At 44.2% G+C, this 15617-nt stretch carries 15 protein-coding genes; 1 reads left to right on the forward strand and 14 read right to left on the reverse strand.

Going from position 1 to position 15617, the window contains the following annotated elements:
- Positions 1-4: 4 nt before the first annotated feature.
- From MHI16_RS15845 to MHI16_RS15890, 10 genes are all read right to left on the reverse strand, one after another.
- The gene (locus MHI16_RS15845) at positions 5-1519 is read right to left on the reverse strand and encodes an MATE family efflux transporter (RefSeq protein WP_323639389.1); all 1515 of its coding nucleotides are present in this window, start codon (positions 1517-1519) and stop codon (positions 5-7) included.
- A gap of 28 nt (positions 1520-1547) precedes the next feature.
- Positions 1548-2576 (reverse strand): polysaccharide pyruvyl transferase family protein, encoded by a 1029-nt coding sequence (locus MHI16_RS15850; RefSeq protein WP_061409685.1) that lies wholly within the window; start codon positions 2574-2576, stop codon positions 1548-1550.
- A gap of 5 nt (positions 2577-2581) precedes the next feature.
- Complete coding sequence (locus MHI16_RS15855; RefSeq protein ID WP_058013646.1) at positions 2582-3604, reverse strand: glycosyltransferase; 1023 nt, start codon at positions 3602-3604, stop codon at positions 2582-2584.
- Between the two features lie 27 nt (positions 3605-3631).
- Positions 3632-4735: an EpsG family protein gene (locus MHI16_RS15860; protein ID WP_342498008.1), complete on the reverse strand. Its 1104-nt coding sequence runs from the start codon at positions 4733-4735 to the stop codon at positions 3632-3634.
- 14 nt (positions 4736-4749) lie between these two features.
- Complete coding sequence (locus MHI16_RS15865) at positions 4750-5880, reverse strand: glycosyltransferase family 1 protein (protein ID WP_342498009.1); 1131 nt, start codon at positions 5878-5880, stop codon at positions 4750-4752.
- Positions 5873-6712, reverse strand: a complete 840-nt coding sequence (locus MHI16_RS15870) for a glycosyltransferase (RefSeq protein ID WP_342498010.1) — start codon at positions 6710-6712, stop codon at positions 5873-5875. The genes MHI16_RS15865 and MHI16_RS15870 overlap by 8 nt, the downstream gene beginning before the upstream one ends.
- Positions 6713-6714: 2 nt before the next feature.
- The gene (locus tag MHI16_RS15875) at positions 6715-7854 is read right to left on the reverse strand and encodes a glycosyltransferase family 4 protein (protein WP_342498011.1); all 1140 of its coding nucleotides are present in this window, start codon (positions 7852-7854) and stop codon (positions 6715-6717) included.
- A complete protein-coding gene (locus MHI16_RS15880; RefSeq protein ID WP_342498012.1) occupies positions 7820-9694 on the reverse strand; it encodes a nucleoside-diphosphate sugar epimerase/dehydratase in 1875 nt (624 codons plus the stop codon). The genes MHI16_RS15875 and MHI16_RS15880 overlap by 35 nt, the downstream gene beginning before the upstream one ends.
- A 165-nt stretch (positions 9695-9859) precedes the next feature.
- A complete protein-coding gene (locus MHI16_RS15885; RefSeq protein WP_058013640.1) occupies positions 9860-10543 on the reverse strand; it encodes a CpsD/CapB family tyrosine-protein kinase in 684 nt (227 codons plus the stop codon).
- Positions 10533-11264 (reverse strand): Wzz/FepE/Etk N-terminal domain-containing protein, encoded by a 732-nt coding sequence (locus tag MHI16_RS15890; RefSeq protein WP_044138999.1) that lies wholly within the window; start codon positions 11262-11264, stop codon positions 10533-10535. Before MHI16_RS15890 ends, MHI16_RS15885 begins: the two co-directional genes overlap by 11 nt.
- 257 nt (positions 11265-11521) lie before the next feature.
- Between MHI16_RS15890 and MHI16_RS15895 the strand changes: the two genes are divergently transcribed.
- A complete protein-coding gene (locus tag MHI16_RS15895; RefSeq protein ID WP_058013639.1) occupies positions 11522-11992 on the forward strand; it encodes a helix-turn-helix domain-containing protein in 471 nt (156 codons plus the stop codon).
- An 88-nt stretch (positions 11993-12080) separates the two neighbouring features.
- On the opposite strand, the gene MHI16_RS15900 is transcribed toward MHI16_RS15895, so the two are convergent.
- From MHI16_RS15900 to MHI16_RS15915, 4 genes are all read right to left on the reverse strand, one after another.
- Complete coding sequence (locus MHI16_RS15900; RefSeq protein ID WP_058013638.1) at positions 12081-12305, reverse strand: phage holin; 225 nt, start codon at positions 12303-12305, stop codon at positions 12081-12083.
- A 139-nt stretch (positions 12306-12444) separates the two neighbouring features.
- The gene (locus MHI16_RS15905; protein WP_058013637.1) at positions 12445-13350 is read right to left on the reverse strand and encodes an iron-hydroxamate ABC transporter substrate-binding protein; all 906 of its coding nucleotides are present in this window, start codon (positions 13348-13350) and stop codon (positions 12445-12447) included.
- An 18-nt stretch (positions 13351-13368) separates the two neighbouring features.
- Positions 13369-14370: an iron ABC transporter permease gene (locus tag MHI16_RS15910; protein ID WP_058013636.1), complete on the reverse strand. Its 1002-nt coding sequence runs from the start codon at positions 14368-14370 to the stop codon at positions 13369-13371.
- Positions 14367-15395 carry an iron ABC transporter permease gene (locus MHI16_RS15915; RefSeq protein ID WP_199800820.1) on the reverse strand — a complete coding sequence of 343 codons (1029 nt, stop codon included), beginning with the start codon at positions 15393-15395 and terminating at the stop codon, positions 14367-14369. The genes MHI16_RS15910 and MHI16_RS15915 overlap by 4 nt, the downstream gene beginning before the upstream one ends.
- Positions 15396-15617: the final 222 nt, after the last annotated feature.

A 15617-nucleotide genomic window follows, 5' to 3' on the forward strand; every position in this document is an offset into this window, starting at 1 on the left:
CTCACTAGCGGGAAACAGCTTGTTTTACCTTACGCACCAGCTGCTGCCGCTCTCGTTTTGTTCCTGCAAATTGATACAAGTAGCCCATATAGAGAAAGAAACATAGACCCCCAATACAAAACAGCTCCCACCAGGACGTCACGTCATAAATCGCTTGAATTCCTGCACAGACGCCCCAAATCATGAGCGCTCCTGCAAGTGGAACCATCGTATGTTTGTAAAAGATGGTGCGTTTCTGATTCGTGATGCGGGCCGTATAAAATGGCAGAAACACGATATTTTTGATCAATAAAACAATCGCTCCTGCTGATGCAATGCCGTATAAACCAAGCTGAAGCGTATGCGTCAATCCATAGGCAAAAAGCACATTGGATACACCTAATATGAGCGTGACCACTGCCGGAACCTTCAATCGATTAAAAGCGGTCGGGACATATGTCAGCGGTAAAAACATCAAGGTTAAGCATAAATAAGCAGCATGAATCATGAGGAGCCATTTCAGCTCTTCAAAGGCAGGTCCAAGCCACAAAAGCATGAGCGGACCGGCAAGTCCTCCTAGCAGAGCCGCTGGAAACGCGACAAATAACCCGCTCCACTTAATGGCACTTGCTGCATATCGGATGAGACCCTCTTCATCTTGATTTGAGTAAAATTTCGTAATCGTTGGGGCAAACACAACCGCCAATGTTCCTGCTAGTGTGCGTAATAATAATGGAAATTGTAATATCGCCGCATACTGTCCCGTCGCTTCCGCTCCAATGAGCAGATTCGTCATCAATAAATCAATTTGTAAAAATAGCAAAATCCCCATTTGCTCAAAAGAATGCCAGACCCCTGATCGAACAAGTGTGAGACTAGAAGATAGTGAAACGTGCCGCCACTTAAACGAAAACCAAGGGATGAGTTTTTTAAAATAATAGATACCAATTCCCATAGCCGCCAAGCTTCCTATCACAGCCGCAAGTGGAATATGCCAGATGGCGGGTGCCGTCCATGTAAACAGCAGCACAATCATCAGTGCCCTCAAAAACATCTGAATGGCCTGACCAATACTTGAGACATATAACTTATTCGCATAAAACGGCGCAGCCCCAATGCCGGACATGACAAAATTGAGCATAAATAAAAGACCCCCTAATATAAAGGCGGTCTGTGTGTCCTTTGCGAGATCATCAGGCACATGAAGCCACTCTACCAGCTGGCGGGACATGAAGAGACAAAACAGAAAAAGACTGATTGATAAAAAAATGGAACTGACGAAATAAGATGAGAGATAGCGCTGCGCCTTCTCCATTTCCCCTTTATGAGCCGCAACAGAAAAAAAACGCACCACCACAGCACTTAATGAAGCCGTAATAACCGATAAATAGTTGATCATATTTTGCGTCAGATGGATTAAGCCGAATGCTTCCACTCCAAGTGTATGAACGATATACGGTGTTAAACATACAGACATAAGCATCATCAAGACAAACGTCATGATGTTTGCACTGGCATTGTAAAGAAACGCTCGATTCATTTTGATTTCACGCAGCGTGTAAAATCCTTCATCCAGCTTCCTCTCCCTTTTGTCCGCTCGTTTTCATCATCTGATGAATCGCCTCTTTCACAGACGCCTCATTCGGTTCTTTCAATAGCGTCAAAAACGGAAGATGGGCCACCCATTCATACCCTTCCATCACCTTATGATCAAATGACCTGAGGACAACACACGGTGTTTGCGTAATCGCACAAAAAATCATGCCGTGAAGCCGGTCTGTCACGACGACCTGTGCCTTACTTAACTCTGTCCATAAGGCAGATAATTCATCTAAGCGCGTCGTTCGATCAACTCGTTTGCCAATTGTCGTAGTGATCAAACCGACTTGATCATACGTCTCTTGAATATGCTGCTTTAGCTGCCGCCGCTCCTTTTCAGTGAGATACGCTTCCTTATCTTCTCGCAAACAAAGGAGAACCCCTTCACGTTTTTGTTCCTTAGACGATTCATCTAATGTGAGCACCATATCAGGCTGTTTCCACACATCTTGAGCAGGGAAGTGCTGCTTCATCCAATTGTAGGTTGTTTGATCTCTTGCCATGAGAAGCAGTCTTGGATGGTGTTTGTATGTTTGAATGGCGCGGCGTTCCTCTCTTTTTCCTCTCTTTGTTTCTGTAAAATGGGCAGTGGCCGGCAATTGAATCACCGGATAGGACTTGAAGGTTTTCATAATAAATTGTCTCGTCCATTCTTCATAACGGTATAAGTCCCCCATATTGCCCCCACCGATGATACAGACGATGTCTTCCGGATGCCGCATACGCTTTAACGGACGGGCGAGGCGATAGATCTCTTTCATGTCCACTTCCATGATGTCATAGGCGGGAAAGTGCTCTTTTAAAAAACAATAACTCGCATAGGCAATCGCATGATCCCCTAAATTATCATGTCCTGGCAGCAGCGTGAGAATGATTTTCTTCTGATGACTTCGCTCTGGCAGGCTTTGGCGGCTCAGTCGATATTCAAGTGGATATTTCACCTTTAAGAGTAGCCACTCTGCGGCGTGTGCCTTCAATTGCTGCAATGTCAATCTCATCACCCCTATTTCCTTGTTTGATATTCGATCCATTTTTGATAGCTAGAAGCGGCGGCAGAAAGCGGATAGACCAGCCGGCACTTCGCAAGGAATAAAATCATTCGCTTTCGAGCAGTGAGCTTCGATGGTTCCACTTGTTTGACGGCATGCTGAAAAGCTTCGTGTGTCACCATTTCCCGCATGTGATCAAGCTTTTCCCGAAGAGAGAGTGCATTTTGGCTCTTCCATTCGTTGAGCATACAATGAAGGGTGTGATTGACAATAAAAAAATCAAGTGCCTTCTCATACAGAGAGATGTCATCATATTCTGTCAAAAACAAGCGCTGCGCATGATAAAAGGTTAGACCATGATGAAAATACTGCTTTTGATATCGCTGCACAATAGAAGACAGATGAACCCGGTAGTAATAAAGTGGTTCATGGACAAAGGCAATGCCGCGAGCTAAAGAAAAACAGCGCAGCGTCACATATTGATCTTCTATGTTCTCAAGTTCTCCCCGAAGCGGAAATCGAATGTGATGTTCTTCAATAAAGGCACGCCGATACAGCTTATTCCATGAGAACCCCGTCATGTCTCCGTGCAATAACGCTTCAATTAAACTCGTTTTTTCGGAAGACCGCTCGGCTAACAGCGTAGTTGGTATGGTTCGCTTTGACTGTTCAAATTGAATCCAGTACTCACTGATTACTAGATCTGCGCCGGTCATTTCAGCTTTTTCATACAAGGCTTCGCAGTAATGAGGCGCGAGAATATCATCTGAATCAATAAAGGCAATATACGTGCCCTTTGCTTCTTCGATGCCCCGATTCCTCACAGCGCCTAACCCTTGATTGGTTTGATGAATGACCCGAAAGCGCTGATCTTGCTCAGCAAATGCTTCAAGATATTCTCCGCTGTGATCTGTAGATCCATCATTCACAAGAATGACCTCTATATCTGAAAAACTTTGATCTGCAATTGATTGAAGGCATTGCTCCACATATTGACTCGTATTGTAGACTGCGACCAATAGACTGATAGCTGGCATTACAACATGCTCCACCTTTCTCAAAATCTACTTTGTAAATATCGTCCTGTACGGCAACACAGATGAATCGAACGGCATCAGCATGATGCTGTACAGAATATAGCAAACAGCAATCCCTACATAGATAAAGACATTAGACCGCTGATCAAAAATACGTGTGAAGTATGGCAGTAAGATAAGCTGATACAAGCCAAAGTAAATATGAAATCTTGCATAAATGACATCCTTTGTGGCAAGGATGCCAAACAAGAAACCGAGCAAACAAAAATTCACAACGTAATCACTCTCAGGCGTCAGCTCACGAAGCCGTTTTCGATAAAAGAACGCGAGCAAAAGCGGCAAAATCAATACACCGATTTTTGTCACATTCATTCCATTTGTATTCGTTGTGAGCCATTCCTCGTAATGTCCATATGAACTGCCTTGCAGCATCACGACAAACACGGAAACAAAGCGGTCATAAAGAGCGGTTAACCCTAAGAAAATCATGCATAAGAGCAGCATCATCCATGACCACGATCTTGTTCTCACGATAAAATACACAGGAATCATGATGAGAGCCGATGAATGAAACAATGAACATACGAGGACAAGCGGAAAATACAATTTCCACTGACCATTGATCACAAGACGGATGGCATAAAAAAGAACCGCAGCCACCATATACTGACGCATGCCATTAAACGAAGCGTAATAATGAAAGGTGCCGAGAAAAAGCAACATACTCAGCTCAAAGGGACGGCCATATTGAATGAGCGTCTTGATGATAAAAAAATAGGTGATCGCCCCAACCGAGATATACATGATTTGCGGATCATGGGACATTTGATTGAGCATCCATAAAATAAACGTAAATCCCGGGTCAGTGGCCGCCTTGTCCACACCAAATCCGAAGATATGCCAAGGCTTTTCATAATTGATGGAGAACTCATACATCTGTCCATATGTGACAAAATCGGTTCCTACTTTGTACCGAATACCAGCGACAATACAAAGAAACAAAAACGGAAATAACACGAGAATTTTGTTAGGCCGCCATCCGCTTTGAATGGTATCATCACGCCTGCCGTAAAATGCGGCAAAGCTCGACCATAAATAGACCATGATCATGTTCACCAAATATACCGCCATCTGCCATTCCTTCCTTACAGTCCATATCCATTCATCACACGTGTGATGTTCTGTTTGACATCAAATCCTCTTTGTTCAAGCTGGGACGTAATGGTCTCTTGAAGAGGAGGCTCTGCATGGTACGCTTCAAGCACCACCTTCATCCATTCATGCGCGGAATCCCGCAGCGACATTCTTTTCACAAGACCGCAGCCTAAATCTACTTCCACTGTAATATGATCTGAAATCACACAAGGCAATCCAGATGCCTGTGCTTCCACTAAAACAAGCGGAAGTCCTTCAAACAAGGAAGGCATCACAAATACATCAAATGCTTTCATATATTCTGGAACGTCTGATACGACGCCTGTAAAGACAATGTCGTCTAACAAGCCGGCCTTTTCCGCATATGATTCAACCACCTGCTTCAGCGGTCCATCCCCTACAAGGACAAGCTGAAATGAGACCCCCTGCTTCTTTAAGGTCTGTGCCAGTTCCATAAAAAAAACGTGATTTTTTTGTTCATGAAAACGCCCAATATGACCTATCACCATGCTCTTTTCATGAAGACCTAGCTGCTTTTTGATCTTCACCTTTTCTTCTGGATCAGGTTGAAAGAAAAGGGATAAATCAATCCCATTCGGCAGCACCTCAACCTGTCTATTCTTCATTTTTTTCTGACCAAATAAAAAGGAACCGGCATCCTCACCGCATGCAACAAGCTTTGTAGAAAATGCAAAAATCAGCTGACGAAATCCTTTGAGCATCATATGGTCTACCCAATTTGGCGACTGTTTCCAAGCAGTATTATGCGAATGACAAATGCGCACCTTCACACCCGCCAATTTCGCAGCAAGGGCAGAGAAGCCTGTTTGAAAATCTGTATGTGCATGCACTGCTTGATACGGTCCTGTTCGCTTGATTGTCTTTGTCAATGTTCTGACAAATGCCAAAGGAGAGGACGCCCCAATACTCGGGACATAAAAGATACGCCCGCCGAGTCTCTGAATTTCCTCATCATAATCACAGACATCCTTCCGGTGGGTAATAAAGTCAAATTGAAGGACATTTCTATCGAGTGCACGATAGATGTTCATGATCATCGTTTCAGCTCCGCCCCGGTTCATCCCGCCCACAATATGAAGGACACGCTTTGGCTCACTCATCCCGAATCGTCCTCCTTTTCAACAAAGACGCCGCCAGCTTCCGCTGATGATAAAATTTCATGATCTTCGGTGATAAACAGGCGCGGACCACAGGCTTTAGCGCAAACAAATAATGAACTGGCGACAATTTTAATAACCAGCATGCTTTTAAAACGAGCCAAGCATTATCTATCGAGTATTGAAACTTACGGCGCTGAAAAGCCGCTTCATCCTCTCTCACAAGGTATAACGGCTCTTGTAAATTAAAGCCTTTTCTCCCCGCAGCAAAAAAACGGATCCACAGATCGATATCTTCCATCCGCCTCGTTGTTTTCACAGAGCGATATCCATTTAAAGCCTTGTACGCAGCAGCCCTCATCATAATGGTTCCATGACAAAAAGGCGTCCCTCTTGCCAGCACTTTTCGATCAGGCGCTGAAATCAGTGCACGTACACCTTTAGTACCCGATTCATCAAACACGGTCATCGCCGTCCCGACCACATCATATTCAGGATGTGATTCAAGGAAATGCACCTGTTTTTCTAAACGATCAGGTACTGATATATCGTCGCCATCCTGCCTTGCAATCAAGTCTCCCCTCGCTTCAGCTAGACAGCGATTCAGACTGGCAGCGAGCCTTTGATTATGCTCATTGCGGATAAGGCGAATTCTTTCAGGGTCTCGTTTTGTATAGGACAGCACTATTTCATAGGTGCCGTCTGTTGATGCGTCATCACATATGATGAGCTCCCAGTTGTCATATGTTTGATGAAGAATGGATTCAATACTTTCTTCTACTGTGTCTTGGCAATTGTAGACGCCCATGATGATAGACACCTTTGGCTTACGCATGCTCACATCACCTTCTCTGCTTGATCCATATAAGCTGTATAAATTTCTTCCATCGCACTCACCGTCTGCTCCTGTGCAAATGCATGTGCTAAGGAGCGCCCTGCTTTTCCCATGAGGTACAGCTGATCCCTTTTGTGATAAAGCTGCCGCAAATATTCAGCCAAGTCATTCACATCATGCGGTTTGACTAAAAAACCATTCACGCCATGTCTGATCAGCTCACAGTGTCCTCTATTCTCAGTTGCAATGACCGGCTTTTCCGCAGACATTGCTTCAAGCAGATTCATGCCAAGCCCTTCTCTCAAACTAGTCGACACACATACATCACTCAAGTGCATCCATTCTTCAATGTGTTTGCAAAAACCAGCAAAGTGGACATGCTTTTCAAGATGGAGCTCATGAACCAGCTTTTCATACATCGGCCGCATGGCCCCTTCCCCGGCAAACACGATCTTCACATTTGGTATTTTCCTATATAGCTGGGCACATGCTTTAATGAGCATTCCTTGGTTTTTATTCGCATTTAATTCGCCAGCGCACAGTACAATAAAATCTTCTGAAGAAAAGCCATGGACTGCACGAAGACGCTGCTTCTCTTTTTCATGAACTGGTGCAAATCGTTTCATATCCACACCCATACCAGGAACATAATAAACAGATGCCCGTTCTTTTGATAGACGATCTGCTCTTTTAAAATCTTCTCCATTAATGGTGATCAAAGCGTCTGTATGGCGGGCGAGCCATCGCTCAATCGGATAATAGAGCAGCCAGTTTTGAAGCGGCGCTCCTTGCCAAAAGTGAAAGCCATGTGCTGTGTAAAGAACCTTCGCCCCTTTTTTGCGCGCGCTTTTGGCTGCAAGTCTGCCAATTACACTTCCCATTGGTGTGTGGCAATGGATGAAGTCATAGTGCTCTTTCGCTAACAGCTTCTTTAGCTCCACATACGCAAACCGGTTGTGCACATGAAACGGAGAGCGCTGAATCGGAATCGAGTGCGCTTGATCCACATAGGGAAGCTCCAGCTGACCATTTGCCGCTGTATGCACTTCCCATCCTTGTTCCTGAAACCACCGGAAATACGGAAGGTGAAATGCCTTAAAATGATAGTCAACCGTTGCGCAAAACAAGACTTTTTTCTTCATCGGCAAGCGCTTCCCCCTCTCTTGTCATTTGTTCAGACAACAAATCACGCGATTCTATGGCAGCAAACAACGCTTCTCTCATTTGCTCTTCATTCATCATGTCAAATTCATGAATAAAGCGGTTCAGCACATATGGGTCTCCATCCAGCGCATGGCCGATATGAATTTTCGGGAAAATTTGTTCCTGTGCTTTTTCATGCTGGTTGAGTAGTTCCTCATACATTTTCTCCCCAGGGCGAATGCCTGTGAACGTAATCGGAATCTGGTCTGTGGTGTAACCTGAGAGGTGAATGAGGTTTTCTGCGAGGTCAACAATTTTCACTGGCTCCCCCATGTCTAATACGAAAATCTGTCTTCCTTCTGCCAAGGCACCCGCCTGAATGACAAGCCTCGATGCTTCTGGAATGGTCATAAAATATCTTGTCATGGCTGGGTGTGTGACCGTGACCGGCCCGCCTTGTTCAATCTGTTTCTTAAAAATTGGTATGACGCTTCCCCTGCTTCCGAGTACATTTCCAAATCGAACCGCGACAAATTTTGTGCCACTGCTTGCCCCCATGTGCATGATCAACATTTCAGCAAATCGTTTTGTGGCGCCCATGACATTGGCAGGATTGACCGCTTTGTCAGAGGAAATGAGGACGAATGTTTCAATGCCATGCTCATGTGCAGCTTCTGCGACATTTTTTGTCCCGATAATATTGTTTTTCACTGCTTCTTTTGGACTGATCTCCATGAGCGGGACGTGCTTATGTGCCGCGGCATGATAAATCATATCCGGCTGAAACTGACCAACGATTTCACTCATTTTCTGTTTATCTTGGATATCCGCAATTTGCGGATAGAGGCTGATGGTGTCCCCATAAATTTCTTTCAGCTCTAGTAAAATAGAATGAATGCTAAATTCTCCATGTCCCACAAGCACAATCGCTTGAGGAGCAAACACACAAATTTGACGACAGATTTCGGACCCAATCGATCCACCTGCCCCTGTGACCATGATCGTTTTCCCCTTTAAATGGACAGATAGACGGCTTGAATCTAATTGAATCGGTTCTCTACCTAGTAAATCCTCTGGCTGTACATCTCGTAATTGATTCAGCGCATGGGTTCCTTTTAGAATCTGCTCCATCTCCGGCATGATCTGCGTTTTGACCCCAGTCGCTACGCATTCCTTATACAGCCCTTTTAACGTATGGCTGCTTTTGGACGGAATGGCGATGATGATCTTTTGAATATCCATCATCACAACAGCTGTTTGAATCTGTTCTTTTCCCCCTAAAACAGGCAGTCCCATGATTTCAAGCTTATGTTTCCTCTTGTCATCATCTATGAAGGCGACTGGTTCAATATGTACATCACTCGATTGCTGAAGCTGACGAACGATGATGGTCCCAGCTGATCCGGCGCCAATGATTAAGGCCCGCTCCTTTTCTACCTGCAGCCGCTTTGCCCCATCATGAAATAGCCGGGATGCCATTCGAGATGCACCGATGAATAATACGTGAAAAAGCCACACGATGAATAAAAAACGAAAGGGCCATGTCTGCACGAAAAGGTACAGCATTGCCATTGAAAATAAAAAAGAACATGCAAAGGTCTTCATTAAAGAAAATAGCTCTCTTACCCCTGTATAAGCCCATACTTGCTTGTACACGTGAAAAATATACGAAAACAAATGGTGCCCAATGAGTAGACTGAGCGAAGAAATGACGAGCATTTCAAATGTATAAACAGTTAACGCCGCTTCTTGGACAAATTGAAAACCAAAAAAGACAGCCACTAAGATGAGATATGAATCTAGTGCCACGATGATTGATAATCTTTGGGCGTAAGTCAACGCTCCTCCCCCTTTTTAAAACATCACTATTCTTACGTAAAATGGGCATCAAACCCGTCCTCACATCCCACTATTGATGACGAGCATCTAAGGCATTGGTCATGCCCACAGCAGGATCGAGTGCCTCCATTGTTAAAGATTAGGAGACATCACCTATCAATCTTGTTAATACATATACAGCCTTCCCTTTTTCTCTTTCTTGCCATTTAGCATAGCCCCAAGCAGTTTACCTGTTGTCCCGTCTAACACTTCTTTTGATTTCTTCACTGCAGCTATCTTGGTTTTGCCGCTTAAGACAACAAGAATGCTCCCATCTGTCCGGTTCGCTAGGATCTTTGCATCGGCTACTGGCAGAAGCGGCGCAGAATCAACAATCACCATGTCATATTGCTGTTCAATTTCATAAAACAGCTGCTTCATGACAGAAGAGGAGAGCAGCTCAGCTGGATTCGGCGGAATGGTTCCGCTCGGAAGCAGCTCTAAATGCTCAATAGGTGTGGGTAAAATGGCTTCCTCCAAGCTGCAATTATTTAATAGCACATTGGTCAAGCCCGTGTGATGGCTCAGGTCAAAATATTCATGAAGAGCCGGCTTTCGCAAATCAGCATCCATCAGCAGCACACGCTTTTTCTGCTGTGCAAAAACAGCTGCTAGATTTGCAGCCGTAAATGATTTCCCTTCCTTCGGCAAGGAGGATGTCACCAATATGGATTTCAGCCTTGTTTGGATTGATGTGAATTCGATGTTCGTTCGGATCGTACGGAATTGTTCTGCTATGACAGAGTGAGGATTTAATACAGAAATACAGGTTAAATCTCTCTTTTCTCTTTTCTTTCTCTTAAAGATCAATGTTCTGTCCTCCCGTTATGACGGACTGCTTGTCTTTTTTTGCCCTCCTGTCTGCCTGCATCTGATAGACGCTGCCGAGCGACGGCAATCCGATCTCTTCTCTTATTTGATGTGTTCGTTTTACAGTATCATCGAGTAGGTTCATTAAGAAAATGAGTGTTATCCCCCCTAATAAAGAGGCGCCTAGTGCCAGTACGATATGAACGAATTTTCTTGAATTCATGAGAATCGTATTGGACAGCTTGGCTTCAGACAAAACATTAATGCGATCCATATTCATGGTTTTTTTGATTTCTTCTTGCAGCACCTCTGTTGCAGTATTTGCGATGGCGACTGCCTTTGCGCGATCCTCATCTTGTACAGAAATATTAATGACCTCAGACTCATTTTCTGTACTTGTGGCAATTTTGTGTTTTAATCCTTCAGCTGATTCTGTGAGGTTGAGTGTTTCTTTTACTTTTTCAATGACGATTGGACTTTTTAATAAAACTTGAAAGGTACGTGTATATTGAAGGTTCATCTGAATATCGTTTAAGTTTGCTTGTGCGTCATTGCTGCGTTTATGAACAAGAATTTGAGTGGTTGCCTGATATACAGGAGTCGAGACATAGAACTGATAGTAGGCTGAAATGCCCGTTACGATCAGGACAATCAGGATCAGAAGGGCCATTTTCTCTTTAATGACAGAAAACAGCTGCTTAAAACCTATATTCTCATTCATAGATACCTCCCGATTTCATCATAAAAAGGTTATATATGGTTTCTTTTTGTTAATGATTGGATTATAAAAGATAATACCCGCAAAGAAAAATGTCATAATAGGTCTTATAGTTCTTTTTAAAGAACAAAATCGTTCGTTTTCTTTTGTTTACTTCCTGATTCTTACGTTTTTGAATTTTATAAAGAACAATTTATTTCTTATAATGAACGAAAAGGTCGCACTACGATTCGCCAGGGAGAAGGGAGATCATTGATCGAATGATAGGAAAGGTGATACGCATTTACCGAAAGAGGAAAGGATACTCCATTCAGCAGCTGGCTGAAGATGCCCATGTTTCTAAATCTTATTTGAGTAAGATTGAGCGTGGTGTCCACAGAAATCCATCTGTCCAGTTTTTAAAAAAGGTATCCTCTTCGCTAGAGATTGATTTACAAGAGCTATTTGATGCAGAGACGTTGATGTTTCATGAGTCTGAGAGTGGTGAACATGAATGGCGGGAGCATATCGTCAATGCCGTTCAATCCGGTATGCCAAAAGAAGAACTCTATCAGCTGCTCCAAACGTATCGAAAAGAGCAGGAAGAAAGGACGTTACATGTCACTCATAGAAGGTTGACGGATTCAAATATATCAGAGTGGAAGCGTCTGATGAGTGAAGCGAAGGCCATCGGCTTAAGCATTGAGGAAGTAAAAGCATTCCTCGCCAACATGGGAGAACGACGGGCGTAAGCCTTTCAGGAAGAGTCAAATTGCGGGGAGAGGCGTTTGACGCTTCGCTGAAAAAGAGCCTTTTATCATGAAAAGGCTCTTTTTTCTCTTATTCTGCTTTTTTCGTTCGTGCTTTTTTCGTTATATCATTGTTTTTCCAATAGGCCCAGAGAGATGTAATCCCAAGAAAGGCTAACGTGATGAATTGCTGAATACCTTCTTCATCAATAGGTATTGGGCTTTTTCCCGCAGCGGTTAGCGCACTGTTGACAAGTGCGAGCAAAAGCAGCACAAACCTTGCAATTGTACCTGCACTAATTTTTTGAACCTCCAACTGTAACCCCTCCCTTTCTTCCCCTTCACGGGCGGTACGGCTCGTTCTCTCTCATATGTATGCAAAAGCCGAAAGAATAGAAGACCGGATCAAAAAAAGAGACATCATACCTATATAAGGAATGATGCCTGATTTCATCTTATTTTGATGTTGAAAACATCTCTTTCGCTTCATCCAATGCCATTTTATTGCCTAGTGCTGAGTAATCGAGCCATGGCTGATCGGCAATCGGATAAACTTGGTTGTTCTTCACGGCTTTTAGACCCTTCCAAATCGGCGTCTTTTCTAATTGCTTGAATGCTTGCTGGGCTTTATCATCACGGTTCACGACAACAAAGATAGCATCTGCATCATAGTCAGGAAGAACCTCTTGAGAAATCACTTCAAATGGCCGCTTGCTGTCCAGTTTCTTCACACCATCGACAGGTGTGAGGCCTAAATCCTCATACAAAATTGGACCCATTGGGCGCTTCATGCTAAATACTCGAAGCTCCTTTGCCGTCACACGGATCGCCATTACTTTTCCGTTTCCAATCTTTTGCTTGATGAGCGATTTGACTTCTTTTGCTTCTTGATTGTAATCCTGAATATATTGATCGGCTTCTTTCTCTTTATTGACGAGCTTGCCGATTTTTTTCAAATGATCGCGCCAAGTGCCGTTATTTAAATTAAACACTTCTGTTTTGGCAATTTTTTTATATTTCGATAAGTCTTGTCCAGCTAGTTCTTCATCAATGTAAATAACATCTGGTTGTAATGCAAGCAGCGACTCCATATCGGGATCGGCTGCGATGCCCAGCTTCTTCGTACCACTCAACTGCTTTTTCGCATGCGGAAGGAAATCTTTTAAATCCCCTCCTACAACAGAGCCTGCCGGCTTGATGCCGAGAGCTAATAGGTCATTCGTTAAATGAATAGACAAGGAAGCAATTTTCGGTGTTCCATGCTCATTTTGAGTTGCTTTATTCTTTGTTTCCTGTTGACCACAAGCGGCAAGCAAGATAAAACAGAGTGTTAAACCAAGCACAAGTAATTTTTTCATGATGAGTTCCTCTTTCTTGTTTTATTTCGTTTTTACTAATAAATAGAGAAAATAAGGAGCGCCGATAAAAGCCACAACGACACCCGCTGGAATGGCATTTGGGGCAAAGATGGAACGTCCGATTGTATCGGCACTGACCAAAATCAACAAGCCAATCAGCGCACTAACTGGTAAAAAATATTGATGGAGTGAGCCGACAAGCCGCCTTGCCAAATGCGGGGCGACAAGTCCAATAAAACCAATACCGCCTGTCATTGAAACACTTGCACTCGCCAAACCAACAGCTAAGGTCAGTAAAAGGAGACGCTGACGCTGGACACGAACACCTACACTTGAGGCGACAGCATCTCCTAATGTCAACGCATTGAGCGTGCTTGACTGCATCAGCGTAAACGGCACAAGGCATACAATCCAAGGCAGAAGCGCTAACACATGAATCCAGTCTCTCCCCCAGACATTGCCGACAAGCCATCTTGAAGCAAATGTGTAAGTATCTTCATCCAGCTTCAATGACAAAAATAACGTCAAAGCACTAAATCCCGCTGCAACTGCAATTCCTACTAGGATCAGCCGGATGGGAACGAGCCCTTCCTGCCGGTCATACGCCAGAAGCACGATGACCGCTGCCGCAAGAAGCCCTCCGCCAAATGTAAAGAGCGGAATAAGAAGAGAGGGATTGCCTTCTAGAGCGTGGAAATACGTTACAAACACGATTAAGCCAAATGCGGCGCCTGCATTCAGTCCAATAATCCCTGGATCAGCCAGCGGGTTTCGAGATAGACTTTGCAAAATGCCTCCCGCAATACCAAGCCCAATTCCCGCTAGCATCGTTACCACGATTCGAGGCAGACGATAGTCAAACAGCACGGTTTCACTTTGAAAATCTCCAAAGCCGAATAACGTTTTGACGACCACAAGAGGATTTAGTTTCAGCGTACCGGTATTTAAGCTATAAAGCACAACAGCCACACTTAAACAAAGCAAAACGACCGTCACAACAAGAGCCCGCTGTTTCTCTCTCATGACAGGTTCCTCCCTTCTTTTCTGGCAATATACAAGAAGAAAGGAACACCGACAAGTGCCACCATCACGCCAATGGCAAGCTCTCGCGGTGGATTAACGGTGCGGCTGGCAAGGTCAGCAAAGACAAGCAGCACCGCGCCTAATATCGCTGACATCGGAATGACGAAACGATAGTTTACACCAACCAGCTTTCGTGCGATATGCGGGATAACAAGACCGACAAACCCAATGGAGCCGACTGCTGACACAGAAACCCCTGCTAATAATACAGCAGCTGCCATTCCTAGTATTCGCACTTGTCGCGTTTTCACCCCTAAATTTGCCGCTACATCTTCACCAAGCGACAGTAGCGACAGTGACCGTCCTAATAGCATCGCCCAGACGATCACTATGAGAATGACCGGAGCAAGAATTGTCAGCTGCGGCCATTTCACACCAGCCACTCCGCCTGCATACCAAAACGCAAGGTCCTGACTTAAGTCAAAATAAATCGCGATTCCAGAGCTAAGTGCATGAAGCAATGCAGCCACAACGGCCCCTGCTACAGTTAAGCGCAGCGGTGTCAAAACGCCGCCAGCCGCACCAATCGCAAAGATCAGCAGCGTACTGAGCACTGCACCAATAAAGGAAAACAACATCAGTGCCGAATAAGGGATGCCTGGGAAAAAAGCAAAACAGAGAGCGACCACGAACATCGCACCGCCATTGATGCCCAAAATCCCCGCATCGGCCAGAGGGTTTCTTGTGATCCCCTGCATGAGCGCACCCGCTACGGCAAATGCCGCTCCAACAAGAGCCGCTCCTAAAACACGTGGAAGTCTCAATTCATGGATGATCTGCTGCTCTGTGACATCTGGCTGATAGTCAAATACAGCTGTCCAAACCGTTTGCAGAGACAATGTTTTGGCACCATATGACACAGCCAAAAACATGGCAGCCGCCAAACCAATGACGGCGAGAAAAAATATCAAAAAGAACAAAATATATGATGATCGTTTTTGTTGAGGTGTTCGCTTATCCTGCAAAATCGGTGTCATCCTTTTCTTCATTAAAAGTCTGTTTGAAAATGAGAATCATAATCATCAAAATTATATCTGCCTGCCTCTCAAAAATCAATGTACGCCTTATTTTTTAATTAATGAAGGTATTCAGATGACCGTGTCATACAGTGTGTTTGCTCGTTTGAAACGGCCTATCACTTTTTCTCATAGTTTAATAGGAAAATAGTTGACATTCCGCCTGAATAT

Origin of the sequence: Bacillus sp. FSL K6-0923 (assembly GCF_038630825.1) — a bacterium.
GTDB classification, from domain to species: domain Bacteria; phylum Bacillota; class Bacilli; order Bacillales; family Bacillaceae; genus Bacillus; species Bacillus pumilus.

Coding starts and splice junctions, on each gene's coding strand:
- MHI16_RS15845 (WP_323639389.1), bottom strand. CDS start 1,519: ATGAATCGAGCGTTTCTTTACAATGCCAGTGCAAACATCATGACGTTT.
- MHI16_RS15850 (WP_061409685.1), bottom strand. CDS start 2,576: ATGAGATTGACATTGCAGCAATTGAAGGCACACGCCGCAGAGTGGCTA.
- MHI16_RS15855 (WP_058013646.1), bottom strand. CDS start 3,604: ATGCCAGCTATCAGTCTATTGGTCGCAGTCTACAATACGAGTCAATAT.
- MHI16_RS15860 (WP_342498008.1), bottom strand. CDS start 4,735: ATGGCGGTATATTTGGTGAACATGATCATGGTCTATTTATGGTCGAGC.
- MHI16_RS15865 (WP_342498009.1), bottom strand. CDS start 5,880: ATGAGTGAGCCAAAGCGTGTCCTTCATATTGTGGGCGGGATGAACCGG.
- MHI16_RS15870 (WP_342498010.1), bottom strand. CDS start 6,712: ATGCGTAAGCCAAAGGTGTCTATCATCATGGGCGTCTACAATTGCCAA.
- MHI16_RS15875 (WP_342498011.1), bottom strand. CDS start 7,854: ATGAAGAAAAAAGTCTTGTTTTGCGCAACGGTTGACTATCATTTTAAG.
- MHI16_RS15890 (WP_044138999.1), bottom strand. CDS start 11,264: ATGAATGAGAATATAGGTTTTAAGCAGCTGTTTTCTGTCATTAAAGAG.
- MHI16_RS15895 (WP_058013639.1), top strand. CDS start 11,522: ATGATAGGAAAGGTGATACGCATTTACCGAAAGAGGAAAGGATACTCC.
- MHI16_RS15910 (WP_058013636.1), bottom strand. CDS start 14,370: ATGAGAGAGAAACAGCGGGCTCTTGTTGTGACGGTCGTTTTGCTTTGT.